Below are 24457 nucleotides of genomic sequence, written 5' to 3'. Positions count from 1 at the left end.
TCACAGGAGGTCGAGTTCCGCGGCGATGAACGCCTTCGTCCCCTCGCGGCCGGAGAGCTCGAGGACGGCATCGTCGCGCCTGAGCGTCAACGACATGAAGCCGCAGCACCGCCGCTCGAGCGCGATCAGCTCTTCGGCGCGTTCGAGAACGTCGTTCCCCGGCCGGAGGTGGATCGAATAACCCGTCTCGTTCTCGACGACGCGCAGGGTGCCCGCGCGCACGAGCGCCGCGAGCTCGGCGCGCCTCGCGCGCTCGGCATCGGTGAGGGAGTCAAGATTGCAAACGATCGGCAGTAACTCGCCCGGCATGCAGGCAGGTTAGCTCACTTCTTCGTTTTGAGCGCAGCCTCGAGCTTGTCGTTGTCGAACATGCCCTCGAGATCGTTCATCCCGGCGGCGACCTCGGGGTTCGAGAACAGCTCGCGCCCGGCGACCTGTCCGAGGACGGTGAACCCCTGGGCGAGCGTCTGCGGCCCCTCGTTGTTCAGCGCGTCGCGCGTCTCGTTCAAGCACGACTGCGTGAGCAGCGTGGTGAGCATGCCGGCGAACTGCTTGTTCAGCTCGGTGCGCTTCTCGGGGGAGACCGCGCTCAGCTGCTTGACGTCCGGATGCAAGGACGACATCGCGAACATCCACTGCACGAGCTTGCTCTTGTCCGCGGCGGTCGTCGACTTGACGAGGCACTTCGCGAGATCGTCGGCGTAGGGCCCGGCCCACGAGCGCGTGCTGGCGGTGACGGCGACGATGGCGAGGGCGCAGGCGATCCGGTGTCCCTTCATGGCGGTTCCTCCGTCCCAAGAACGTAGGTTCCGCGGCGAAGGGAGACCAGAAGGGCGCCAAAAGCTCTTCTATCCGGCCCTCGAACCGTTCGGGACCGGCTTCTCCGGGACCCCTAGAACCGGCGTGATCCCGTCCTCGTAGCCGATGTCGAAGAGCATCCCCTCCGAAATCTCGCCGGCCATCTTCTTCGGCTCGAGGTTGACGACGAAGAGCGCCTGCTTGCCCTCGATCTCCTTCGGGTTCGCACGCTCCTGTTTCATCCCGGCGAGGATCGTCCGCGTGTGGTCGCCGAAGTCGACGCGCAGGCGCACGAGCTTCGACGAGCTCGCCACATCTTCGACGGCCACGATCGTTCCCACACGGACGTCGAGATTCGCGACGTCGGCGATCCCAACGAGAGGCTTGATCGGTGCCGGCTTCATGAGCCGCCTTCCGTGCGCCGCCGACCCTGCGCCATCACGGACTTGAACGCTTCCGCATTCCGCGATGCGACCGCGTTCGAGAGCCGATCCAGCGCATCGCGCAGGCGCGCCAGCGCACGCTCCGAGTGCGGGTTGTCGGCCTGGATCTCGAAGTAGACGTCGGGACTCTCGCGCACGACGCGCGCGGCGAGCGCCTCGAGCGCCTGGAAAGTCGTGCTGCGCACCGGCGGATCGACCCCGGGGAGCGCGTACGCGAAGGCGATCGCCGTCGCGTGGGCGAGGCTCAAGAGATCGGCCATGATCCGGTCGTGCTCGGCCAGCGGCATCCGCACGAGACGCGCGGTCGTCGGCGCGAACAGGCGCTCGACGGCCGCACCGGCCTCAGCGTCGCCGGTGTCGCACACGACGACGTCGGCGTCGCGCAAGAGCACGACCGACGGCCCGAACATCGGATGCATCGAGGCGACGCGCGCCCCCGCGCGCCGAAGCGCGGCGATCGGCTCGAGGAGAGGGGACTTGATGCTCGCGATGTCGACGATCACGCCGGAGGGCGGAGAGCTCGACCACTCGCGATACAGCGCGGCGGTCGCCGCCGGCGGTGTGGCGCAGAGGACGAGGTCCGCGGTGGCCGCATCGGCGTCGTCGGGTGGACCGGCGGGATCGATCGACGCCGTTCTGAACCCCTCGGCCGAGAGGAATCTCATGAACCAGCGCCCCATCCGTCCGGCGCCCCCGAGGACGACCGCGCGCTGCCCCTTGCCGGTCGCGGACGAGCGCACGCGGTCCTCGTCCTGCGCCGACACGGCGGCGCGGATGAGGACGGCGCACAGGTCGACCGCGATCTCGGGATCGACCCCGTGCTCCGCCGCGACGGCGCGCGCGCGATCGAGGACGGCGCGCTCCTGCGTGTAGTCGACCGTGGGAAGGTCGAGGCCGCGCTTCAGCTCGCCGATCGTCCGTCCCAGGCGGAGGCGCTCGGCGGCGCGCGCGATCAGCTCGCGGTCGATCTCGGCGATCCGTGTGCGGGCTTGGTCGATCCGGTCTCGGCTCACAGGAGGCGCTCCATCCGCACGAACGCGATCGTCGTGCCGTCGGGAAGTGTGTCGCGCGTCGGCGGCGAGGCGGCGTACCCGCGCGCCGCGTAGAAGGGTACGCCGGGAAGGGTCGCCATCAACTCCATGCGGCGGAACCCGGCGGTGCGCGCCGCGTCCTCGGACGCCTCGAGGAGCAGGGTGCCGACACCGGCGCGCGCATGCGACGGGGCCACGAAGAAGGCGCGGATCCTCGCGGCCTCGTGGGACGGATCGAGGAGCCGTGCCGACCGCGTTCCCGCCTGGTCGCCGCCGTAGAGCGTCGCCCTCTTGCTCCACCCGCCGCAGCCGGCGATCTCTTCGCCGTTCATCGCGGCGAAGTAGGTCCCGTCGGCGATGAGCTGCGAATCGACGCCGAAGACGTACCTGATCGCGGACTCGACCTGCCGCGGCGTGTAGAAGCCGTCGCTGAGCCCGCGCGCCGAGGCCTCGATGACCGACGCGAGAGCGGGGATGTCCGAGGTCTCGGCGAGCCGGATGCGCATCGGACCTAAGGGAAGAGCCCGAGAAGCTCTCGAACCGCCGCCTCGCTCGGCTCACCGTGACCCTTCCACACGACCTTCTCGCGTCCTTCGACGACGAAGACCGAGGCCTCCTTCGTGGAGGGCGGCTCGGCCAGGGCCCGCCAATCGGCACCACCGGTCGAGACGATCCAGAAGTGATCGTGCATCGCTATCGGGACGTCGTGAGACATCCCGGAGATCGCCATGGAGCGAAAGAGCTTCGGGACGTCGTCCATCACCGCGACCTGGAAGAGCGAGGCCGCGATTCCCGCCCGCTCGTCCATGAGGCGCTTCGTCCAGGCCGATGCCTGCTTCGAGCCGGCCTTCGAATACGAGACCACGAAGATCGACCTCGGCGCTGCCGCGTCGGCGGGATACGCGCGCAGAACGCCGTCGAGCGTCTGGACGGGAAGGGCGGCCGCCGCGATCAGGAGCGCGGCGGTGAGCACGGCTGCGGGCGGCTGTTCGGCAGGAGGAGGGTGAGCCAGGTGACGGTGCCGATGAGCGGCATCGACTCCGCCACACGAGGTGCCTCGGGCCCGACGATCAAGCTCACGAAGATGCACGTGGCGGCGAGAATCCACGCGCCGAGCGATGGGCGGCGGCGCCCCGCGAGCGCGTCCGCGATCAGGGTGATGGTACCGAGGACCGCCGGCGCCACGAGAACGGTGATCCCCCAGTCGGCGGCGTGCTTCGCCACGAACGTCGCGGCGACGATTCCGAACCCGATCACCAACGCCGGAACGAGCCCCTGCCAGGATCTACGCATCGGTGTGCCTCCGTCACTATCTTCTTACGGGCTCCGGCGTCGAGAGTTGCGACCACACGCTTCTACTTCATTTCGCCGGCATCTCCGCGAGGAGCGCCGACGCGGCGGATGCCAGGTCGCGCTTCCCCTCGACGTAGGGGCGCCACGCCTTCTCGATCGCGTCCTTGTCCTCGGCCCATGAGCCGCGCTTGTAGAGCGCTTCGACCATCGGTGTGTATGCGACGCCGTCTTCCGCGAGAACGGCGCGCACCGCCTCGCCGGTCGTGAAGAAGAGGACGGCGTGCCAGAGGTCCGGCGGGAGCCGCTTGCCCGACGCCGCGGCGGCATCGGCGAGCGCCTTCTGCACCGGATCGCCGCGCGCCATCAGGATGTGCGACGCCTCGTGGAAGACGACCTCGAGTCCCGATAGGCCCTCGTTCTCGACCGCGACGAGGAGGTGCGGCGGATCGATGATCGAGTTCGCGCCCGCGAAGTTGACGACCTGGACGACGTCGACCGGGATCGGCAGCTTCGGCCACGTCTTCCCGTAGAGCTTCTCGAGCCGCGCCGCGATTCGCGCTTCGTCCTTCGTGAGCTGCGCTCGCAGCGCATCGATCCACCCGTGGTTCGCCGCCTGTTGCGCCTTCCACCGGCACGCCTCGTAGGCGGGAGCTGCGGATTCGCGCATGGAGCGGGCGAGCCCGACGAGGCGCGCGTCGTCGCCGGTCTTGATCTCGCCGTCGTAGCCGGCGAGCTGCATCCGGATCAGGTATTGCTCGCGCGCGTCCCACGACGACGAGGACACCGCCGTCTCGTAGTACGAGACCGCCGCGTCCCACGCCGCGCGCTCCTGCGTCGAGAGCTTCGCGAAGCATGCCGCCTCGTCGCCCTTCTGGAACGCCTCGGGCTCGTGCCGCTTCCTTGCGAGACCTGCCGCCACGAGGGCGTCGTTGAGATTCGTCTGGAAGTCGCTGTAGAAGGCGAAGTGAGGCGTCGTGCCCACCGGCTCCCTTGCGAGGGCGGCCGTGGCGAGAACGGCCGCGAGGATCACGGTTGGAGCCGCCGCGACAGGTCGGCGAGCCGCGCCCGCCAGGCGGCGTAGTGATCGGTGTCCTTCCACAGCTCGTCGAGCTCGGAGCCGATGAGGACGGCGTCGATGGCGCGGGCAGCGGCCGACACCAGCTCGGGGTCGGCGGTCCCCAGGCGGTACGCCGCCCAGCGCCGGATCTCTTCCGGAAGATCGTCGGCACCGCGGCCCGAGAGGGCGGCGACGATCTCGGCGGCCGCGATCGCCCGCGCGCAGGCGGGGGCCTCGGGCGGCTCATCCTTCTTCAAGAGAAGGGACATGAGCGCCTCCGCCACCGAGTCGATGGTGTCGGATTCGACGAGACCGGCGGCCCAGTCCGCCGCGTCGTCGCCTTCGAACGGGCCGATGCCGTGCGTACCCAAAAGATGCGGCTCAGTACTTCGCCCAGGTCCAGCCGACGATCCGCCAGCCGCTGGGGCTCTTCTGGAACGCAAAGGTGTAGATCGACCCGGACTCCATGATCGACTTTCCCTTCTGCTTGTACGCGTAGTCGGCCTGAAAGACGGCGTATGCCCGGTCGCCGCTGACGTCGACATGTTTCGGCTTTCCGAGCGTGACGACGCCGTCGGAGATCCCGTTCTTCTTCGCATCGGCGTCGTACGCGGCGGCCCACGCGCCGCACCCGGTCCACGCGTGGGGCGGGAACTCGTCGATGATCATCGCGTTCTCGGCGCACGTCGCCAGCGCCGACTTCGTGTCGCCGCTGTTGAAGCCGTCGACGAACTTCTGGGCCACGGCCATCACGTCGGCCTGATCGGTGGCGAAGAACGGACCGGCCGGGAACAAGGCCGCGGCGAGGACGAGGGCGAGGCGCATGGACGATCTCCTGTGGGGAGGGCGTTCATTGTGCAGAAGGCGAGGAGCGGAAGGCAACGGGTAATCGATGGGGCCTCATCAGGACCATTCGGGTCCACGGCGCCGCCCGCTCAACGTATATTCCTGCCAGCATTCTTGGGGGGGGGACTGCAGATGAACCGTCGCACCGCCATGCTCATCGCCGGCGTCGTCTGCGCGACGGCCGCGCGGGCCGGCCTCAATCAACGCAAGGTGCTGCCGGTCACACCCAGCTCGCAGCCCGATCCCGGGATCGTTCTGAACGCCGGGGCGACGGCGTTCGCCCTCGAGGCGAATCCCCCGTCGGCGCGAGGAAGCGTAATCCTCGATGCCGGCACCTCCGGCGCTTGCGTCGTCTCGCCCGATGGCAGGCTGGGCTATGTGACCGATGGTCACTTTCACCTTTGGGTCCTCGATCTCTCGACGACGCCGCCGCGGCTCGCGTCGGGTACGAATCCCATTCCGATCTCGATGAGGAGCGGCGATATCGCGGCGACCGCGGACGGGCGGTTCTTGGTGATCAACAACGCCTTCGGCACGTCACCGCTCTCCGTAGTCGACGCTGCCGCACGGGTCGAGCGCAGTACGTACTCACCTGGCGGCAGCCCGTTCTCGGTTGACGTTTGCTCGGACGGCACGGTGCTCCTGGCCGATGTTTACGGCGTGAAACGATTGGTCCTCGACGCTTCCGGCCACCTCCAGCCCACATCCGATTTCCTGTCGTTGTTCGCTCCTTATGATGTGAAGTGCTCGCCGGACGCGCATTCAGGGGTGGCGATATCTGCGGACTCCATTGTGGCCTTCCGCGTGCCTGGGTTGAGCCAGGTGACAAGCCGATCCCTGACCGAGTACGGCGCCGGAACAGGTGCCATGTCGAGCGACGGTCGGAGGTTTTATGTCCGCGAGTATTACGGGAGCGTCGAGGCGTACACGTACGATCAAAGGACCAGTCGGCTCGGTGACACGCCGCAGTTCACCCTCTTCGTCGGCGCCACGAACTCGTACATCGGCATCCAGCAGCTCGCGCTCGATCACACCGGGAACAGGCTCTACGTGCCGGAGTTCCAGCAGGTGAGCGTCTTCGACGCCGCAACCGGCGAGGCTCAGGCGCCGATCGCCATCGCGCCACTTTCGGCGTCCACCGGGATCTGCTTCCGGCCCTACACCGATCTGGACCGCGACGGCATCGACGACGTCGACGAGCTCGACCACGGGACGGACCCGACGAACCCGGACACCGACGGTGACGGGCTGCTGGATGGGTTCGAGATCCGCTACGGCTTCAATCCCCTCGTCCCCGGCGAGCAAGCGCAGGACCCGGACGGCGACGGGCTCGACAATCTTGCCGAGCAAGCGGCGCACACCGATCCGACGAACGCGGACACGGATGGCGACGGCCTCGACGACGGGACGGAGGTCCACACCACCGGCAGCGATCCCACGCTTCCCGACACCGACGACGACGGTGTCCTCGACGGGAGCGATAACTGCCCGACGATTGCGAACCCGACGCAGGCCGACCTCGTCCACCCCAACGGGCGTGGCGATGCTTGCGACGACCCCGACGGCGACGGCGTTTTCGATGCGACCGACAATTGCCCGGACCTGGCGAATCCGAGCCAGGTCAACACCGACGGCGACTCGCTCGGCGATGCGTGCGATCCCTATCCGACGATTGCGCTCGAATGCAAACCGACCGGCGCAGATTTCGCGCTCACCAGTCAGCCTGTCCAGGTGACCTACCGGCTCGTCGATCCGGCGGACGGTCATCTCCTCGACCAGCTCGCAGGCGTGCGGGTCACGTTGACCCTCGCCCGATCGGCGACCTTCGGCAACGCTGCAAGCCAAGGAATCCTGTTGAGCGGAGGCGGCACGAACCGGGCGCTCGTCGAGTTCGTCCACGGGCTCGTCACTCTGTCCGTGAGCGACGGCACCGCGGAGGTCGTGGTCGTCGGCGGACAAGATACCGAGCACAACGGGATCGCGATTCCGCTCGACATCTTCGAGGACTTCGAGAGCGGCGGTGGCTCGTTTACGCACTCGGGGACGAACGACGCGTGGGAGCTCGGCGCGCCGACGTCCGGACCGGGGCAAGCTTTCTCTGGAACGAACGTCTGGGCGACGAACCTGGCCGGCGACTACCCGCAAGGGATGAACGCCCGCCTCACCTCGCCTCGGATCCGCCTCGATCAATTGGGAACTCCACGCGTCGAGTTGCGGAGCTGGTTCAGCGCGGCGGGGAATGACGAGGGGGACATCGAGGCGTCGGCGGACTTCTCGAGCGGCTGGACGTATCTCGACATCCTCCAGGGTTCCGAAGGCGGGTATCAGAGGAAGTCTCTCAGCCTCGCCGGCTTCGCGGGCCAAGAGATCCAGATCGCATTCGCGTTCCGGAGCTACTACGGCGAGACCGCACCCGGCTGGTACATCGACGACTTCGCGATCCGCGGCAACGGGAAGTCGATCGAGTTCCTGGTCCCCGGCGACGACCCCGACGGAGACGGCGCGACGAACGCCCAGGAGGTCGCACAAGGAACCGATCCCTACGTCGCCGACTCCGATGGCGACGGCGTCCCCGACGGCTCCGACAACTGCCCGTTGACGGTGAACGCCGACCAGGCCGACGTCGTCCATCCGAACGGAATCGGCGACGCCTGCGATGATCCCGATCACGACGGCGTGTTCGACGCGACCGACAACTGCCCCGACGTGCCGAACCCCGATCAGGCCGACGCGGAAGGCGATGGGATCGGCGACGCGTGCGACCCGACGCCTCACCTTCCCTTGGAAGCGATGCCGAGCGGGTCGAATTTCTCGATCGCGGGACAGCCGTCGCAGGTGACCTATCGGCTCGTGGATCAGCGCAACGGTCGGCTGCTGGATCAGCTGACCGGAGTGCGCGTCACGTTGACGGTCGATGGCTCGGCGGTTTTCGGTGCTTCGGCAGGCCAGGGCATTCTCGTCCAAGGCGGCGGTACGAACCGCGCGCTCGTCGAGTTCGTGAACGGGCTCGTCACGTTGAGCGTTGTCGACCCCTCCGCGGAAGTCGTGCATTGCGGTGGCCAGGACACCGAGCAGATTGGGATCGGGGTTCCCGGCGACGTCGTCTACGATTTCGAATCGAGCCCGGGGCCGTTTCATCTCGCGGACGACAGCAGCGGTTGGACCTGGGGCCCGCCGACAAGCGGCCCGTACCAAGCGGCTTCCGGCGTCAACGCCTGGGGGATCTACGCACCGTATTCCTTCTATGGCTTCAGTTCGGCACTCGTCTCCGAGCGATTCGGCCTCGCTGCGGGCAGTTCGCCTCGGCTCGAGCTCAATAACTGGTACTCAGGCTCACCGACTTCCGCGTCGGGGAGCATCGTCGTGTCGAATGCGACGACGGGAGCTTCGCTCGCGGAGTTCCGGGGCCTCTTGGGCGGCTACACGCCGGTTTCGCTCGATCTTTCGGCGTTCGCCGGCTCGGTCATCGAAGTCTATTTCACCGTCAACACCTTCCGTTCCGATGCGTGGTGGTATTTCGACGACTTCGCGATCCGCGGCGCGGCGAAGACGATCGAGTTTCTCGGCGACCCCGGTGGCGACATCGACGGCGACGGCCTCACGAACGCGGACGAAGTGGCGCGTGGTACGAACCCGCGCGACCCCGATACCGATCATGACGACATCGACGACGGTGCCGAGGTCCACCAGTACGGAACCGATCCGTTGAAGCCGGACACCGACGGCGGGGGGACCACCGACGGAAACGAGATCTATCAGGGGACGAACCCTCTCGATCCCGCCGACGACCATCGCCCTGAATACGGAATGGTGGCCGAGACGTTCTACACGACGGTCGTCGACTCTCACGCGTACGCGACCGCGGGAAGGGTTTACGCCGGCAACTCGGGCAACGCGGATTGCGTCATGGCGCCCGACGGCCATCTCGGTTACATGACCGACTCACAGAATCACATCTGGGTCGTCGATCCCGCAGCGAACCCGCCGGCGTTCGCCCCGGGAACCAATCCGATCCCGATCACGAGCCGGGGCGGCGACCTCGCGGCCACCGCCGATGGCCGTTTCCTCTTGACCTGCAGCTATTACTACCCGTCGGGAACGCTCTCGATCGTCGACACGGCAGCCCGAGCGGAGATCGGCACATTCGATCTCGGCACGGCGCAATGCGACGCGGTGGACGTGTGCCGCGACGGCTCCATCCTGGTCACGACGTTCACCCCGAACCAGGTCCGCCGGCTCACGATCGACGATCAAGGACATGTGAGCGATACCGGCGAGGTCCTCAGCACGACGTCGTATCCGGTGAACGTGAACTGCGCGCCGGATGCGCGATCGGGAGTAGCGATCCTGACCGTCAGCGGGAGCACCTCCGCCGCAGCGCTCTCGTTCCGTATCCCCGGGATCACGCCGGTCAGCCAACGGGCTCTCGCCAGTCCTGGAGGCAATTCGGGCGTCTTCTCTACCGACGGCACGCGGTACTACGTGCGGTCCGATGGCGGCTCCACGACACCGGTCCCTGGTTCGGTCCAAGCGTTCGTGTATGACCCTGTCACCGCTGAGTTCCGGACGGCGCCCGCGTTCACGCGGACCGTGGATACCTGGTACGGTTACGATCTCATCGCCTTGGATTACGAGGGACGGCGGCTGTACGTCCCGTCGTATCACGAGCTCCGCGTCTTCGATGCGATGACCGGCGCCGAGCTTCGCGGGCTAACCGTGGGGGACATCCAACCGACCGGCATCTGTTTCCGCACGCCGCGAGATCGTGACGGCGATGGACTCAGCGACGACGACGAAGCGATCCACGGGACGGATCCGGACAACCCCGACACCGACGGCGACGGCTTGCTGGACGGGTTCGAGGTCGCTCACGGCTTCAATCCCCTCGTTCCCGGCGAGCAGCACGCCGACCCGGATGGCGATGGGCTCGACAACCTAGCCGAACAGGCCGCGCACACCGACCCGCTCAACGCCGATACCGACGATGACGGCCTCGGCGACGGCGTCGAGATCGCCGTCACGAGGACGAATCCGCGGGATCCGGACACCGACCACGACGGCGTCCTCGACGGTGCAGACAACTGCCCGTTGCTCGCGACCGGAGATCAATCCGACCGGGACGGAGACGGCGTCGGCGACGCATGCGACAACTGCGCCGACGTGGCGAACCCGGACCAATCGGATCTCGATGGCGACGGGTACGGCGACCGTTGCGATTCGTGTCCCCACGTCCCCAATCGGGTCAGGACCGATCTCGTGCAGAACGGCGGGTTCGAGAACGGGTTCACCGGGTGGACGGTTCCGAGCTCGCCGGCTGGGAGCTTCCGGCTGAACGACGGGACGATCCGTCCGCCCGTGCCGACCGGCCCGATCCCACCAATTTCCGGATCCCACGACGCTCTGGGTTTCCAGTTGCGGCTCGGGCCCGTCCGCTTGAGTCAGGTCGTGACCGTTCCGGCGCAGGTCGATCGTGCGACGCTCGTCTGGTCGGACCGGGTGTACAACTACGCATCCAATTTCACGCACCCATCGCAGGAATGGCGCGTGCAGATCACTGCTGGAGGAACTGCCACGGACGTCTTCGTCACGAGGCCCGGCGATCCACCGATGCAGCCGGGCCCGAACGCACGCTCGGTCGACGTCACCGGCCTCCTCCAGACGCTCGAAGGACAGGCGATCACGATCGTGTTCGAACAGGAGGGCTCGATCAACTTCATCATGGCCGCCCTCGACGACGTGCACCTCGTGATCGAGAGCCGGTCCCCGTGCCACGCACCGGTCGCGCAGGCGGGGCCCGATCAGACGCTGGAGTGTGCCGGACCCGGAGGCAGCGTGGTGCACTTGAGCGGCCTGGCGTCGACCGACGACGACTCGACCCCCGGGACGAACGACGACATCGTCTCGTTCGAGTGGCTCGAGGGCCTCGGCTCTCCCTCGGAACGCGTGCTCGGAACCGGCGTGACGCTCGATCTTCCGATGTCGCTCGGAGTCCACCGCATCACGCTTCGCGTGACCGACCGGTCCGGCGAGACGGGAACCGACGACGTCCTCGTCGACGTCGTGGACACGATCGCCCCCGTCTTGACGGTCGACACGAGCCCGCGCCAATTGTGGCCGCCGAATCACGCCATGCAGGCGGTCCACAGCACGGTGACCGTTCACGATCTCTGCGATCCCGCTCCACGCCTGACGCTCGATGCGGTCCTCTCGAGCGAGCCCGACGATGCGGCGGGCAACGGCGACGGTCAGACGACCGACGACATCCAGGGCGCTGCGATCGGGACGACGGATCTCGACGTGCTCTTGCGCGCGGAGCGCGCCGGAGACGGCCCTGGGCGGGACTACACGATCCGGTACCGCGCGACCGATGCCTCGGGCAACTCCGCGACCGCCGGAGATGTCGTCAACGTTCCGCACGATCAGAACGGGGTCGTGGATCCGATCACCTTGCACGTCTCCGGACGATCGTTGACGCAGGTGACGTGGAATCCGGTCCAACAAGCGCAGCACTTCGACGTGGTGCGCGGAAGCCTCGACCAGCTTCGCGTCGCAGGGTCGAACGTCGACCTGGGGACGACGGTCTGTCTCGGCGCGACCGGTCTGAGCGCAGCGGGACAGGCCGACCAGGCGATTCCCGCTCCCGGCCAGGTGTTCTTCTACCTCGTCCAGTACTTCGACGGTGTCAAAGAGTCGTCGTACGGCGAGCCTTCAGCGCAAAAGGCGCGCGTCGCCTCGAGCTGCCACTGATCATTCGACGAGGACGACCTCGTACTCGCTCTGCACGAGTCCGTTCCTGAACGAGCGTGTCATCACGTGCTTCAAGCGGATGTCTGCGGGAAGAGTGCCGAAGAGGGGAATCCCGCTCCCGATCAACACCGGGACGCGTGTGACGGTGAGACGCTGGATCTGGCCCGCGGCGAGAAACCGCTGGATCGTGATCCCGCCGTCGACGTACGCGTGGCGAGAACCGCGCGCCGCGAGCGTCGCCACGATTTCGCGAGGGGTACCGGAAAGCCGCTCGACGAGCGATCCCGCGGGTGGTGGAACGAGCGGCCGGGAGGAGAGGACGAAGACCGGCTTCTCGCCGTAGGGCCACGTCCCGAATCCGAGCACGGTCTCGTACGTCTTGCGGCCGATGACGAGCACGTCGACCGACGCGAAGAACTCCTCGTAGCCGTGGGGCTCGTTGCCGCCTTCATCGAGAAAGTCCAGCGCTCCGTCGGGACGCGCCAGATAGCCGTCGACGCTGACGCCGCAGAAGACCGAAGTCCTCATGATCGGGTCAGCGTGAAATGAGTCGCTCGCTCTCCGGTCGCGCGATCCGTGCAGCGATAGCCGAGCGCGCGCAGATCGAGCCCGGCGAAGAGCGGCTCGCCGCCGCCGAGGACGACCGGCGCCTGGACGAGGTGCAGCTCGTCGATGAGCCGCGCCTGCAAGTACTGGCGCACGGTGGAGACGCCCCCGCCGATGCGGACGTCCAGGGCCCTCGCCGCCGCTCTCGCCTGCGTCAGCGCCGACTCGATCCCGTCGGTGACGAACCGAAACTCCGTCCCGCCCCGCATGGCCAGCGGCGCGCGCGCGTGGTGCGTGAGCACGAAGACCGGCGTGTGATAGGGCGGCTCGTCCCCCCACCAGCCCTTCCAGCTCTCGTCGAGCCAGGGGCCGCGCACGGGGCCGAACATGTTCCGCCCGAGGATCCACGCGCCGATCCCCTCGAAGCTCTTCGCGGCCATGGCATCGTCGATCCCGGCCTCGCCGCCTTCGCCGCCGTGCATGCGCTGCCACGTGCGCGTGGCGAAGAACGACTCGAACATCTCGAGGCCGTGAACTCCCATCGGATTCTCGAGGCTCTGGCTCAGCCCGGCGCCGAACCCGTCGATCGAGACGCCGAAGGCCGCGACGCGGACGCGGCTCATTTCAGCTCCACGACGAGGACGCGAAGCGTCGTGTCGCCGATGTTCTCGGCCCAGTGGACGAGCGGCTCACGGTAGACCGTGTCGCCGGTCTTCCACTCGATCTCCTTCACGGTGCCGTCGTCCATGTGGTTCCTTACCTTGCCGCCCGACACGACGTAAACGACCGTCGCCGGATGCCCGTGGCGCTGCTCCTTCTCGCCGGGTTTGAGAACCGACTCGAAGACCCGCACCTTCGGGTTGTCCAGCTTGACCTGGATGTACTTCGCGTTGACCTGGACGGGATCCGGCGCCGAGGCCGGTGTCGCGGCGAGCACGGAGAAGGCCGTCACGAGCGAGAGAGCGGCGATCGTCATCTTCATGGAGGCTCCTTCCGGGGCATCATCCTAGTCGAGCGTGCGTTCCATGCGAATGTCCTCGAGCGACACGCCCGACGCATGGACGGTGCGCTCGCGTTGCTTCTCGCCGTAGCCGTGGCGGCGATAGAAAGCGAGCGCGCGCTCGTTGAAGCCGGAGCAGGTGAGCCACGCGCGATCGTGACCGGCCGCGCGGATCATCCCCTCGCCGGAGCAAAGGAGCGCCGCGCCGATGCCGCGCCCCTGCAGTAGGGGATGCACCCACAGCCCGTTGATCTCGGCGTCCTTGACGTGAAGGATGCCGGCGACGAGACCACCGTCGCGGAGGACGTGCATCTCGTTCCAGCTCGCCTCGTAGAGCGCGCGCGCGCGATCGGTCGCCGTCCACCATGCGATCAATTCGAAGGGCGCCGTCTGCGCGAACGCGCTCAGCCACGACCTTCGAGCGGTCTCGATCATCGCCTCGAGGTCGTCGCGTCGTGCCGGGCGCAGGTCCGTCAACGCTGATTCTCCTTGGAGTATTGCCAGAGCGCGCGATCGACATCGCGCATCGACACGCGGGCGCGGCGCGCCAACCCGCGCGTGAACGTGACGTACTCGACCCACAGCGCCGTCGTATACCGCGGCGTGCCGTGTAGTCCCGCGGACCAGAGCGCGCGCACGTCGAGGATCGGAAACGGCGCTCGATCGCAGAGATGCAGGATGACCGAAGCCGTCGGCCACTCGACGCCCTCGAGCGTCCGCAGGATGCCGATCTTCAGCTCGACGCTCGTCGCCCCGAGGGCCAGCCGTGTCGCCTCGTGCACGACCGCCGCGGTGTTCCCCGCCCGGCGCGGGCGGCTCCGCGGCGTCTTCCAGTCGCCGAGCGCCATGAACTCGCGCTTCGTGAGATAGCCACGCGCTCGCGCGCGGCCGGCAATTGCCAGCACCGGATCGTCCGCGAGCGCCGGAAATCGCGCGGCGAGCGCCTTCAACTGGGACGGAGCGAATCGGAGTCGGAACATGCGTCAGCTTGCCCGAACGAAAACCTCGACCGCCCAGATGAATCCCTGTGCCGAGCCTTGCCGCTTCAATCCCGCACGCTCGACGACCGCCGCCATCGCTGCCGGCGGATGCACATGCGCGCGAAACGGGAGCCCGGTGAGCCGGCGCCACGCGTTGAACCCGCCGATGAACATGCGCGCCGCCCAACGCGCCCGCGGATAGCTGAACGCCAGCGCCGTCTTCGCATGCGCGGCGGCAAGGCCGAGCAGGCTCTCGTAGTCCGGGTCGCAGCAGACGACGCGATCGAGCGTGACGACGTCGGCGGGCGCGATCTCGGAAGCGACCGACCGGAAATCGGCATGGCGAAACGTGACGCGCCCCTCGTGGCCTCGGCGTTTCGACTCCTCCTCCGACATCGCAAGATACGCCGACGACGCATCGACCTGGACCGCCGATCGCGCTCCACGGTCGAGCAGCTCGTGATGGATCATCCCGACGCCGCCGCCGATGTCGAGGAGCGTCGCCTCCGCCGGCAGGCGCGGCGTGACGAGCTCCAGCATCTCCTTCGTCGGGGAGACCGGTCCGCGCTTCCGGTAGCGCTTCAGCTCGCGCCGCGCGATCTTCGGATCGAACTCGCGATCGGCGGCGCAGCAGTGGGCGGTGGTCACAGCGCCAGCTCCAGGAAGAGACTCCCGGGCACCGGATTGGGCCGGTAGGCGGTCACGGGAACGAATCCCAGCGAGCGATACAACCCCTGCGCCTCCCTCATCGACGGCAGCGTGTCGAGCAGCATACGCGCGTACCCGATCCGCCGTGCCTCCGCGATGACCGCTTCCGTGAGGGTGCGGCCAAGGCCATGGCCGCGACCCTCCGGTGCGACGTAGAGGCGCTTCATCTCGCAGGAGTCAGCCGACCAGCGATGGAGGGCGACGCAACCGACGTAGGCGGATTCGCCGGGTGCCAAGAGCAGTGCGCCCTCCGGAGGGCCGTATCGCGTCGACAGCTCACGCAGCTCCTCGTCGAAACCCTGGAAGCAGAGATCGACGTCGAGCGACGCGGCGTACGCCTCGATGAGGCGGCGGGCCGAGCTCCAGTGTTCCGGAGTGGAGGCTTGAATGAGAGAGGCCACGGAATACTCGACGCCTACTTGGGATTCCCCTGGGCGTTATCCGGCGGAGGCGCAGCCGTGGACCCGCTGCCGCTGCCGTCGTTGTCCGTCGTCTCGTGCAGCTTCAGGATCACCTCGTCGTAGTACGGGCGGTCCTTCATGCTGCCGTACTCGCCGGGGAAGCAGACGGTGACGAGCTCGGCGGCGAAGTCGTTGAAGTTGGCGAGGGTGACGGCGCAGCGGAGGCCGTTCGAGAGGCGCGTGTTGTCGATCATGGGGAAGTCGAAGTAGCTCGCTTCGAACTTGGCGTTCGTGTCGGTGAGATCGGGGCGATCCGGCGGCGCTTTGACCACGAGGCGAAGCGTGACCGTCTCCTGATCCTTATCGATGCTCAGGGCGCGGAGGTTGACCTGGCACTTCACGCCGCCCACGGTGATCGCCTCGCCGTCGAGCGGCATTCCGCCGTCGGCTTTCGCGAGCTCTTCGAAGTCGACGGTGCGGCGGAAGCTCCTGCCGTGACCTTCGAGCGAGAAGAGCTGCTTCGCGGTGGTCTCCTTGGCGACGGTCTCGATGCGGTTGAGCAGCTGCCTTCGCTCGTTCCAGTCCTTCATCTTGTTGATGCGGCGCTGGAGGTCGAAGAAGAGAGGCCGCAGGTCGAGCGCGTCGTTGAAGTTGCAGGCGAGCAGCTCGAGGTTCAGGACCTTCGCGTCGAGATCGTTATCGGAGGGGCGCAGGTACTGCGAGATGATCGAGACGAACATGTCCTTCCGGAGGCCCGAGTCGGCTTCCTCGCGGCGGCTCATCAGCTCCGAGTAGAGGCGCGCGTTGGTGTCGACCGACTGCCGCCGGTCGAGCACCTGGGAGCCGCGCATCCCGACGACGGCCACGGCCAGCGCCGTGAGGAGTCCGCCCATCGGATGGAGGAAGACCCCCAGCTTGTCCCAGCGGTCTTTCCCTCCGTCGGCCATCGGTACCGGTTGGCCTACTTGCGGCGGGCGGTGAGCTTGCCGTCCTTCGATTCGAGAACGAGATCGGCCTGTGCGGCGTCGTCGAAGGAGACGATGGCGACGTCGGCCGACTGTCCCTTGCTCGTCACGGTGAAGGTGCACTTGCCGGCGCCGGCGATGACGATGTGGTACGTCCCGGTCTTGTCGGCGGTGACGGCGGGGTAGCTCTTGTCGCCGCACTTCGCCGCGACGGTCGTGCCCTCGGCGGCGGCGCCGTTAAGTGTGATCTTGCCGAACACCTCGCCGGCGGCGGCGAGCGTCGGGACGGCAGCCAAGACGAGCGAGACTGTGAGCAATCGCTTCATGGTGGGCCCTCTTCCCTCACGAATCGCTGTGAGATTATCACGCGCGATGCGCCGCCGTCTCGCCGTCGCCTTGCTTTCGCTCGCGGCGGTGCTCCCCGCGCACGCGGTCGATCAGGGCGTGACCGTCGAGACGTGGGGCGACGCGTACCGGGACGGGGAGCCGTCGGTCCAAGGTTGGTTCCGGCTCACCTACGCGCTCGACGCACGCCTGAACCGCAGCGTGTTTGTCAAGGTCGCGGCGATCCTCGAGCACGAGTCGCACGGCGACGTGTCGCGCGACGTCCTCTACGACGCCGACGATCGCGATCTGACCCGCGCGGCGCTGCGTTTCCGCGACCTCGCCGTCGGGTTCCGCGCCGGCGAGGTCACCGTGGTGCTCGGCAAGCAGCGGCTGACGTGGGGGCGCACGACGTTCGTCAACGCGACCGACAATCTGACGCCGCGCGACTGGACCGATCCGCTCGCGGAGGTGCGTCTCTCGCCGTGGTCGGCGGACGCGGTATGGGAGCACGAGCGCTGGCACGTCGAGGGCGCGCTCGTCCCGCAGTACGCGCCGTCGCGCCTGCCGCAGATCGGCGAGCGATGGTTCGCGGCACCGCCGGGGACGGAGCTTCAGTGGGGCAGCGCCTCGTTCCCGCCGGTGACGTGGGACACGCTTCAAGGAGCGGTGCGTGGCGGCTACCGCGGATCACGGGGCGAGGTCACCGTGTCGTACTTCCGCGGGTACGACGACGCGCCGCGCATCACCGCAATTCCCGGTCTTCCCGATCCCGTGACCGGCCTCGTGCCGGTGACGCTCGACCGTACGTTTCCGCGCCTCGACGTCGCCGGCGTCGACGGCGAAGTCCTGCTCGGCGCGTGGATCGTGCGCGGCGAGGGGGGCTACTTCCACTACCCGGGAGGTCAGGAAGGCTACGCGCTCTATCAAGTCGAAGCGGAGTGGTCGCAGGGTCCGTGGCGCGCAATTGCCGGATGGGGCGACACCGTGGGCGGCGGCAGCCTCGCGGTCGCGGCGACCTCTCTCGACGCGGCCTACCTGCCGGCGATCTTCCTCAGCGGAACGTACGGCGAGGCGACCGAATGGCGCGTCGACGTGACGGCCACGGTCGGGACGCGCGACTGGGACTCGTTCGTCCGCATCGACGGCTCGTACCCGTTCGCCGGCCACGCGCGTGCCGGCGCCGAGATCGATCTCATCGGCGGCAGCCCGACGTCGTTCTGGGGAGTCTGGCGCTCGAACGATCGCCTCCGCGTCTTCCTCAAGCTCGACTACTGAGGAGAGACCAGAGGGGACAGCTTCCGAAACTCTGCAGTTCGAGTTTCGGAAGCTGTCCCCTCTTATTTCTTCAGCACGACGACGGCGTTGTGGCCGCCGAAGGCGAAGGCGTCGACGATGGCGACCTCGGGGTCGATCGCTTCCGCGGTCGCCGGTGGCATGGGGATGCCGCAGTCGGGGTCCAGGTGGTCGAGATTGGTCGTCGGGGTGACCTTCCCCGATTGCAGCGCGAAGACCCCGGCGGCGACGCCGAGCGCGCCCGACGCGCCCATGGCGTGGCCGAGCATCGATTTCGGCGCGGTGACGACCGGGAAAGCGCCGTTGTCGCCGAACACCTCGCGGAGCGCGTGGCCTTCCGTGCGGTCGTTGAGGCGCGTCGCGGTGCCGTGCGCGACGACGAGATCGACGTCGCCCGGCTCGGACCCGGCGTCGACGAGCGCCTCACGGATCGCGAGCACCTCGGTCGCCTGGTTCGGGGCGGTGAGGTGCGACGCGTCGCAGTTGCTCGCGTACCCCGCGATCTCGGCGAGCGCGCGCCCGCCGCGTGCGGCCAGCGAGGCCTCGGATTCCAGCACGAGGAGGACGACCGCGTCGGCGAGCACGAGGCCGTCGCGGTCCGTATCGAACGGACGGCACGCGCGTGCCGGCTCGTCGTTCCGCCGAGAGAGCACGCGCAGGCGTGACCATGAGAGGAGCATGAGCTCGGTGAGCGCGTGTTCGCCGCCCCCGGCGACCATCGCTTCGCGCCGTCCCTCGCGGATCTCGCGGTACGCCTGGCCGATCGCGTGGCTGCCGGAGCTGCATGCGGTCGACACCATGAGGGAGGGCCCCGTGAGCCCCAGGTAGATCGCGATCTGCGCCGCGGGGGCGTTCAGCATGAGGGAGGGAATCGTCGTCGGCCGCGATGCCGTGTCGCCGACCTCCGCCCACTTCAGGAAATGTGGGCCCGCCTCCGCGATCGTGCCGAAGCCCGAGCCGAAGATCACCCCCGCGCCGCCCATCGCGCCGTTCGTGATGCCGGCGTCCGCGAGCGCGAGACGCGCCGCGATGACCCCGTGCGCCGTAAGCGACGAGAGCCACGGCAGGTCGCGCGCGTCGAAGTGCTCGGCGAGCGGCGTCGCCGGCAGCTCGCCGCCGAACCGCGTCTGGAAGCGCGACGCGTCGAAGGCGGTGATGGGGCCGATCGCCGAACGCCCCGCGTAGAGGCCGTCCTTCAGCGCGTCGACACCCAGCCCGTAGGGCGTGATCGCGCCGATCCCGGAGACGAAGACGCGTCGAGGTGCGGTGTCGTGACTCATGCGGTTTGCCGAAGAGCGTACCGCATTTGTGTCACGCCATCACTTGTACACCGCCAGGTTGTTCTGATAAGGATCCGGTTTCACGGTCCCGGGTTTCGACGCCAGCTTGAACTCGAACTTCTTCTCCGGCTCGTCCGCGAACACGACGCGCGCTTCGGTCTTGCCGCCGTTGTCCCAGACGAAGGGGACGAGCAGCTTCTTGAAGCCGTCGCCCGGCGCCTGCCGGATCACGCCCCACAGCTTGTAGCCTCCCGGCCCGTCGGCATCGAGATGCTGCTCGATGCCGACCTGCGCGTTGCCGCTGCGGCGCACCCACTGGTCGACGTACCAGCGCATGTCCATCTGCATGATGTCGGAGAGCGCCTTCGCGTAGTCGTCGGTCGTCGCGGGGCCGTTGTTCGCGGTGTCGAGGTACTTCTTCGCCGCCGCCGCGAAGCGGTCGTTGCCGATCGACGTCCGGAGCATGTGGAGGACGAGCGGCCCGCGCGCGTAGAGGAGGCAGGTGCGATCCTTGTCACCGTCCTCTCCGCCCAGGTAGTCGGCCGCGGCGATCGGGGCGCCGTCGGTGCAGTACTTGTCTTGGCCCTTCCAGTTCGCGATCATCTTGTTGAATCCGAACACGTTCTTGTCGTCGCCGTTCATGGCCCCCATCGCGAGGCCCGCGAAATACTCGGCGAACGACTCGGAGAGCCAGTTGTCGTCGGGGCCGGCGAGAGCGGCCTTGTGCGCGAACCACTGGTGCGCGATCTCGTGCGCCAGGCGCGCGTTGACGCCCTCGACGAAGTAGTTGGCCTCTTCCTCGTGGGGCTTGTACGCCTCGGTCGTCATCAGGATCAGTCCCGGGGGAGAGATCCCGAATCCGTACTCCGGGACCTCGACGATGTCGAGCTCGTCGACCGGCATCGGCCCCAGGAGCGACGCGTAGAACTTCGCGATACTCCCGGCCAGCTTCGGCATGTTGTCGAGGACGTTCTTGCGGGCCATGGCGTACGCGTGGATGTTGATCAGGACGCCGTCGACCGTTTCGCCGCGCGTGACGTACTTACCGCCGAAGACCGCGATCGTATCGACCCTGACGTCCGAGCGCGCCTCCGCCGTGACGAAATCTCCATCCTCGCGGCTCGACGTCTGCTTCCCCGAAGTCACGGGGCTCCACGGCTTCTTGCAGCGCACCTTCACGGCGAAGGTGAAGCTCCGCGCCGACCAGGACACCGGCCTCGGGTACCAGTCCTCATAGTTCAGGCTGAAGTAGTTGTCGCCGTGATGTCCCTTCATGTCGACGAAGACCTCGCCCGAGGTCTCGACTCGGATCTTGACGTCGGCATCTGCGGCGGCGGTCGGCGGGATCTCGACGAGGAGTATCCCGTACCGGTGCGAGAACGGCAGCTCGCGACCGTTCGCGTCGACGACGCGCTTCACGGTCAGCTTGTTCTTGGGGGAGCTCCAGTCCGCTGAGTCGGGGTCGCGATTGTTGAGGAGCAAGAGCGGCAGGACGCGCGTGCCGGCGTCGTGCACGTGGAAGGTGAGATCGCTGTCGATCGTCCCCGACCGGTTGTCCGGCGTGTCGACGGCGACCTCCGCCCGCGTCATCGCGATCGTCTTGCGGCGCTCCGCCGTCCATCCGGGAATCGACTGGTAGCTCAGCGTCTCGGAGAAGCGCACGTTGTAATCGGCGAGCTTCCTGAAGTTGAAGAAGCGCTCTCGCCCGTTGTGGACGTCGTCGAAGGCGTATCCGACGCGCTCGAGCCCGCCCGAAAGCTCGGCATAGACGAAGCGCCCGTGGCCGTTCAGGCGTGCGGTCGCGGTGAAGAAACCGAAGTCTCCGTAGGTGCTCAGAGCGCCGGCGAGCATCGTCTGGAAGCTCCCGGACATCGCCGATGCGCTCGCGTGGGGCAGCGACGCGTCGGCATAGAGATCGGTGAATTGGGGCTCGCTGAACAGGATGAGCGCCGACTTGAAGTCGTCGGTGACGCGTCCCTGCATCGTGCGGATCGACTTCGCAACCCGCGCGGCGTTGACCGAGAGGGCGGCGCGATCGGCGACGTCGGTCGTCGTGTAGAGGTAACCACCCCGCCCCTCGAAGTACACGCCGAGCGTGGCGCCCGACTTTCCGAGCACCGGCACGAGCGTCCCTTCGGCGAACGAGATCTCCATGTGCCCGAAATCGACGCGCTCGTTCTTGATCGTCACCCCGTCCGACGCGAGGGCCATCGTGCCCGTCTCCTCGAGCGCGGCGGCCAGAGAGGTGTCCGGCGCGGGCTTGACGTCGAGGGCCGCGCAAGGGGCCGAGGCCAGAGCGATGAGTCCCACGACGAGCGCGAGGCGGCCTCGACGGCTCATGACGATCCCCCCAAGATGGCCGGAAGCGTAGCGCAACCGGGCGACGCGATCACTTGTAGACCGCCAAGTTCGTATGGTGGGGATCCGGCTGGACCGAGGCCGGCTTCGCCCCTAGGGTGAACTCGAACTTTTCCTCCGGCTCGTCGACGAGGACGACGTTACCGACCTCGCTGCCGCCGTCGTTCCAGACCACGGGGAGGAGGAGTTTCTTGAAGCCGGCGCCCGGCGCTTGCCGGATCGTTCCCCACAGGCGGTAGCCGTGCGGCCCGGTGTCGACGTGGTGCTCGAACGTGACCTGGGCGTCGCCGCGGCGCCGGACCCACTGGTCGACGTACCAGCGCATGTCCTCGCCGGCGACCCTCGAGAGAGCGTCGGTGAATCCATCCGTCGTCCCTGGCCCGTAGTTCGCCGCATCCAGGTACTTGCGTGTGGCGTCGAAGAACTTCTGGTTCCCGATCATCGTCCGCAGCATGTGGAGGACGAGCGGCCCACGGCTGTCGAGCAAGCACGCCCGGTCTCGCGCGCCGTCCTCGCCGCCGAGGTAAAAGGCAGTCGCGATGGTGCCGCTATCGGCGCAGGTCTTCGCCTCGACGCGCCAGGCGGTCAGCAGGTCGTCGAAGCCGTAGACGGTGCCGGCGTGGTGGACGTCGAGCGCGCTCAGCGCGAGGCCCGCGTAGTAATCGGCGAAGGAGTTGGCGAGCCAGAGATCCTCGGGGTTCATCGGCATCGCCTTCTGCGAGAACCACTGGAACGCGAGCGCGCGGGCGAGGCGGGCGTTCACCCCGCTCGCGGCCGAGGTATGGACATTCGAGAACGCCATCGGGTCGATGACGACCAGCCCCGCCGCGGGCCGTGGCACCCGGCCCGGGTACTCGACGATGTCGATCTCGTCCGACTGCAACGGTCCAAGAAGCTTCGTATAGAGGTCCAGCATGGCGCCGGCCAGCTTCGGCAGCTTCTCGAGCACGTCCTTGCGGTCCCACGCGTACGAGTGAACGCGCACCGTGGTGCGCCCGGTCGTGACGCTGCTGCTGAAGAATTTTCCCGCCATCACGCCGACCAGCATCGAAGGTTGATCGGACCGCGACTGCACCGTGACGAACGTCCCGTCGTCCATGCGGGCGACTTCCCGTCCGGAGGTCACGGGCTCCCACGGCTTCTTGACCTTGACCTTGAGCGTGTACGTGAACTGCTGACCCGCAGGGCTGCCGGGACTCGGGTACCAGGGGTAGTTCAAGATGGAAAAGTAGTCGTCGGTGTGCCGTCCGGCGGCATCGAGCAGGATCTCGCCTTCGGTCTCGAACCGCAGGTGCAGCTCGGAATCCGCTGTGGAGGTTGTCGGAATCTCGACGATCAATTCGTGATACTTGTGCGAGAACGGGAGGTCGCGGCCGTCGGCGTCGCGGACGTGCATCACCCGGAGCTGCTGGCGCGTCGAGCTCCAGTTCGCTGAGTCCGGGTCGCGGTTGTTCATGAGCATCATGTCGATCACGCGCGTCCTCGCCTCGGGGATGCGCAGGGTGACGTCGCTGTCGATTGTCGCCGATCGGTTGTCGATCGTGACGAGGGAGATGTCGGCGTGGCGCAACACCACGTTCAGCCGGCGCCCCGCATCCCAGCCCGGCAGTCCGTGCTCGCTCAGCGTCTGAGCGAAGCGCACGTCGTAGCGGACGAGCTTGCGGAAACCGAGGAGCCGCTCCAACCCTTCGAGAGCGTCGTCGTAGACGTAGCCCACCGGGAGGCGGCCGCCGGAGAGCTCGACGTACGTCCACCGGCGGCCGCCGTTGAGGAGCGCCGAGGCGAGACGGAAATCGAACTCACCGGAGCTCGTCGCGGTCGCGCGCGCCCGGGTCAGCATGGTCCGGAATCCGTCGTCCATCGATCGCGGCCACGAATGATCGCCGCCCTGTCCGGCGTCGAGGCCGAGAAGGCTCGGATCGCTCGTGAGAACGAGCGCCCTCGTGAGCTCGTCGCCGACCTTGCTTGCCGTGACGCGGAGGCTGTTCGTCATCCGCGCGAGGTTCAGCGCGAGCGCCTCTTGATCGGCGGGCTCTCGGACGTCGTAGAGGTACCGCCCGTGGCCTTCGAAGTACGCGCCCAAGACGCGGCTCCCTCCCATCACCGGGACGAGCCAGCCATCGGTCAACGACATCTCGAAATTGCCGACGGCGATCGTCGCCCCTCGAATCGGGATCGCCTCGGCGCCCAGTTGCGGATCCGCGCACTCGTTCAAGAGCGACGTGAGCGAAGGCGCCACCGTCGCCGGCGGCTCGACGGCTCGGGCCGACTGCAAGGCGGCGCACGACGACGCGAGCGCCAGGGCCCCGACCAAGCACCGGATCACGGCTCCCTCCGTGCGATGGCGCGAAGCGTAATCCACCCACGCTCGACAAACCAGGCCG

24 protein-coding genes and 2 pseudogenes are annotated in these 24457 nt (G+C 67.7%); 4 read left to right on the top strand and 22 right to left on the bottom strand.

Going from position 1 to position 24457, the window contains the following annotated elements; translation table 11 throughout:
• From VFV19_12435 to VFV19_12390, 10 genes are all read right to left on the bottom strand, one after another.
• Entirely contained in the window at positions 1 to 309 is a 309-nt protein-coding gene (locus VFV19_12435; GenBank protein ID HEX4825105.1) for a hypothetical protein, read from the bottom strand.
• Between the two features lie 14 nt (positions 310 to 323).
• On the bottom strand, positions 324 to 779 hold the full coding sequence (locus VFV19_12430) for a hypothetical protein (protein HEX4825104.1): 456 nt from the start codon (positions 777 to 779) through the stop codon (positions 324 to 326).
• A 69-nt stretch (positions 780 to 848) separates the two neighbouring features.
• Positions 849 to 1202 (bottom strand): hypothetical protein, encoded by a 354-nt coding sequence (locus VFV19_12425; protein HEX4825103.1) that lies wholly within the window; start codon positions 1200 to 1202, stop codon positions 849 to 851.
• Positions 1199 to 2254, bottom strand: coding sequence for a prephenate dehydrogenase/arogenate dehydrogenase family protein (locus VFV19_12420; GenBank protein HEX4825102.1), 1056 nt, complete (start codon positions 2252 to 2254; stop codon positions 1199 to 1201). Before VFV19_12420 ends, VFV19_12425 begins: the two co-directional genes overlap by 4 nt.
• Positions 2251 to 2778 (bottom strand): GNAT family N-acetyltransferase, encoded by a 528-nt coding sequence (locus tag VFV19_12415; GenBank protein ID HEX4825101.1) that lies wholly within the window; start codon positions 2776 to 2778, stop codon positions 2251 to 2253. Before VFV19_12415 ends, VFV19_12420 begins: the two co-directional genes overlap by 4 nt.
• A 5-nt stretch (positions 2779 to 2783) precedes the next feature.
• The gene (locus VFV19_12410; protein HEX4825100.1) at positions 2784 to 3245 is read right to left on the bottom strand and encodes a hypothetical protein; all 462 of its coding nucleotides are present in this window, start codon (positions 3243 to 3245) and stop codon (positions 2784 to 2786) included.
• Complete coding sequence (locus tag VFV19_12405) at positions 3224 to 3565, bottom strand: hypothetical protein (GenBank protein HEX4825099.1); 342 nt, start codon at positions 3563 to 3565, stop codon at positions 3224 to 3226. Before VFV19_12405 ends, VFV19_12410 begins: the two co-directional genes overlap by 22 nt.
• Positions 3566 to 3632: 67 nt before the next feature.
• Complete coding sequence (locus VFV19_12400) at positions 3633 to 4595, bottom strand: hypothetical protein (protein ID HEX4825098.1); 963 nt, start codon at positions 4593 to 4595, stop codon at positions 3633 to 3635.
• The gene (locus VFV19_12395) at positions 4592 to 4993 is read right to left on the bottom strand and encodes a DUF4259 domain-containing protein (protein HEX4825097.1); all 402 of its coding nucleotides are present in this window, start codon (positions 4991 to 4993) and stop codon (positions 4592 to 4594) included. Before VFV19_12395 ends, VFV19_12400 begins: the two co-directional genes overlap by 4 nt.
• 10 nt (positions 4994 to 5003) lie before the next feature.
• The gene (locus VFV19_12390; GenBank protein HEX4825096.1) at positions 5004 to 5447 is read right to left on the bottom strand and encodes a nuclear transport factor 2 family protein; all 444 of its coding nucleotides are present in this window, start codon (positions 5445 to 5447) and stop codon (positions 5004 to 5006) included.
• Positions 5448 to 5600: 153 nt separating this feature from the next.
• Here VFV19_12390 and VFV19_12385 point away from each other — a divergent pair.
• The 3 genes and pseudogenes from VFV19_12385 to VFV19_12375 all read left to right on the top strand — a co-directional run bounded on the left by VFV19_12385 (position 5601) and on the right by VFV19_12375 (position 12215).
• Positions 5601 to 8078 (top strand): annotated as a pseudogene (locus VFV19_12385) (thrombospondin type 3 repeat-containing protein).
• 48 nt (positions 8079 to 8126) lie between these two features.
• A pseudogene (locus VFV19_12380) lies at positions 8127 to 8234 on the top strand (thrombospondin type 3 repeat-containing protein).
• 24 nt (positions 8235 to 8258) lie between these two features.
• Positions 8259 to 12215, top strand: a complete 3957-nt coding sequence (locus tag VFV19_12375) for a thrombospondin type 3 repeat-containing protein (protein HEX4825095.1) — start codon at positions 8259 to 8261, stop codon at positions 12213 to 12215.
• Here the strand turns inward: VFV19_12375 and VFV19_12370 are convergent, their stop codons facing one another.
• Genes VFV19_12370 through VFV19_12330 form a run of 9 tightly spaced genes read right to left on the bottom strand, consistent with a single transcriptional unit; the run spans position 12216 to position 17141 of the window.
• Complete coding sequence (locus tag VFV19_12370) at positions 12216 to 12743, bottom strand: dihydrofolate reductase family protein (protein ID HEX4825094.1); 528 nt, start codon at positions 12741 to 12743, stop codon at positions 12216 to 12218.
• The gene (locus VFV19_12365) at positions 12740 to 13384 is read right to left on the bottom strand and encodes a dihydrofolate reductase family protein (protein HEX4825093.1); all 645 of its coding nucleotides are present in this window, start codon (positions 13382 to 13384) and stop codon (positions 12740 to 12742) included. The genes VFV19_12370 and VFV19_12365 overlap by 4 nt, the downstream gene beginning before the upstream one ends.
• Entirely contained in the window at positions 13381 to 13743 is a 363-nt protein-coding gene (locus tag VFV19_12360; GenBank protein ID HEX4825092.1) for a cupin domain-containing protein, read from the bottom strand. The genes VFV19_12365 and VFV19_12360 overlap by 4 nt, the downstream gene beginning before the upstream one ends.
• A gap of 24 nt (positions 13744 to 13767) precedes the next feature.
• Complete coding sequence (locus tag VFV19_12355; GenBank protein ID HEX4825091.1) at positions 13768 to 14238, bottom strand: GNAT family N-acetyltransferase; 471 nt, start codon at positions 14236 to 14238, stop codon at positions 13768 to 13770.
• On the bottom strand, positions 14235 to 14741 hold the full coding sequence (locus VFV19_12350; GenBank protein HEX4825090.1) for a hypothetical protein: 507 nt from the start codon (positions 14739 to 14741) through the stop codon (positions 14235 to 14237). The genes VFV19_12355 and VFV19_12350 overlap by 4 nt, the downstream gene beginning before the upstream one ends.
• Positions 14742 to 14744: 3 nt before the next feature.
• On the bottom strand, positions 14745 to 15389 hold the full coding sequence (locus VFV19_12345) for a class I SAM-dependent methyltransferase (protein HEX4825089.1): 645 nt from the start codon (positions 15387 to 15389) through the stop codon (positions 14745 to 14747).
• The gene (locus VFV19_12340) at positions 15386 to 15850 is read right to left on the bottom strand and encodes a GNAT family N-acetyltransferase (GenBank protein HEX4825088.1); all 465 of its coding nucleotides are present in this window, start codon (positions 15848 to 15850) and stop codon (positions 15386 to 15388) included. Before VFV19_12340 ends, VFV19_12345 begins: the two co-directional genes overlap by 4 nt.
• Before the next feature lie 14 nt (positions 15851 to 15864).
• Complete coding sequence (locus tag VFV19_12335; protein HEX4825087.1) at positions 15865 to 16797, bottom strand: hypothetical protein; 933 nt, start codon at positions 16795 to 16797, stop codon at positions 15865 to 15867.
• Between the two features lie 14 nt (positions 16798 to 16811).
• Entirely contained in the window at positions 16812 to 17141 is a 330-nt protein-coding gene (locus tag VFV19_12330) for a hypothetical protein (protein HEX4825086.1), read from the bottom strand.
• A 46-nt stretch (positions 17142 to 17187) separates the two neighbouring features.
• On the opposite strand from VFV19_12330, the gene VFV19_12325 reads away from it, so the two are divergent.
• On the top strand, positions 17188 to 18417 hold the full coding sequence (locus VFV19_12325) for a hypothetical protein (protein HEX4825085.1): 1230 nt from the start codon (positions 17188 to 17190) through the stop codon (positions 18415 to 18417).
• Positions 18418 to 18479: 62 nt separating this feature from the next.
• On the opposite strand, the gene VFV19_12320 is transcribed toward VFV19_12325, so the two are convergent.
• Genes VFV19_12320 through VFV19_12310 form a run of 3 tightly spaced genes read right to left on the bottom strand, consistent with a single transcriptional unit; the run spans position 18480 to position 24399 of the window.
• Positions 18480 to 19715 carry a beta-ketoacyl-[acyl-carrier-protein] synthase family protein gene (locus VFV19_12320; protein HEX4825084.1) on the bottom strand — a complete coding sequence of 412 codons (1236 nt, stop codon included), beginning with the start codon at positions 19713 to 19715 and terminating at the stop codon, positions 18480 to 18482.
• A gap of 39 nt (positions 19716 to 19754) precedes the next feature.
• Positions 19755 to 22055 carry a M1 family aminopeptidase gene (locus tag VFV19_12315; protein ID HEX4825083.1) on the bottom strand — a complete coding sequence of 767 codons (2301 nt, stop codon included), beginning with the start codon at positions 22053 to 22055 and terminating at the stop codon, positions 19755 to 19757.
• A gap of 49 nt (positions 22056 to 22104) precedes the next feature.
• The gene (locus VFV19_12310; GenBank protein ID HEX4825082.1) at positions 22105 to 24399 is read right to left on the bottom strand and encodes a M1 family aminopeptidase; all 2295 of its coding nucleotides are present in this window, start codon (positions 24397 to 24399) and stop codon (positions 22105 to 22107) included.
• Positions 24400 to 24457: the final 58 nt, after the last annotated feature.

Source organism: Candidatus Polarisedimenticolaceae bacterium (assembly GCA_036275915.1).
Taxonomy (GTDB): domain Bacteria; phylum Acidobacteriota; class Polarisedimenticolia; order Polarisedimenticolales; family DASRJG01; genus DASRJG01.
This window is presented reverse-complemented; position numbering and strand designations above follow the sequence as displayed.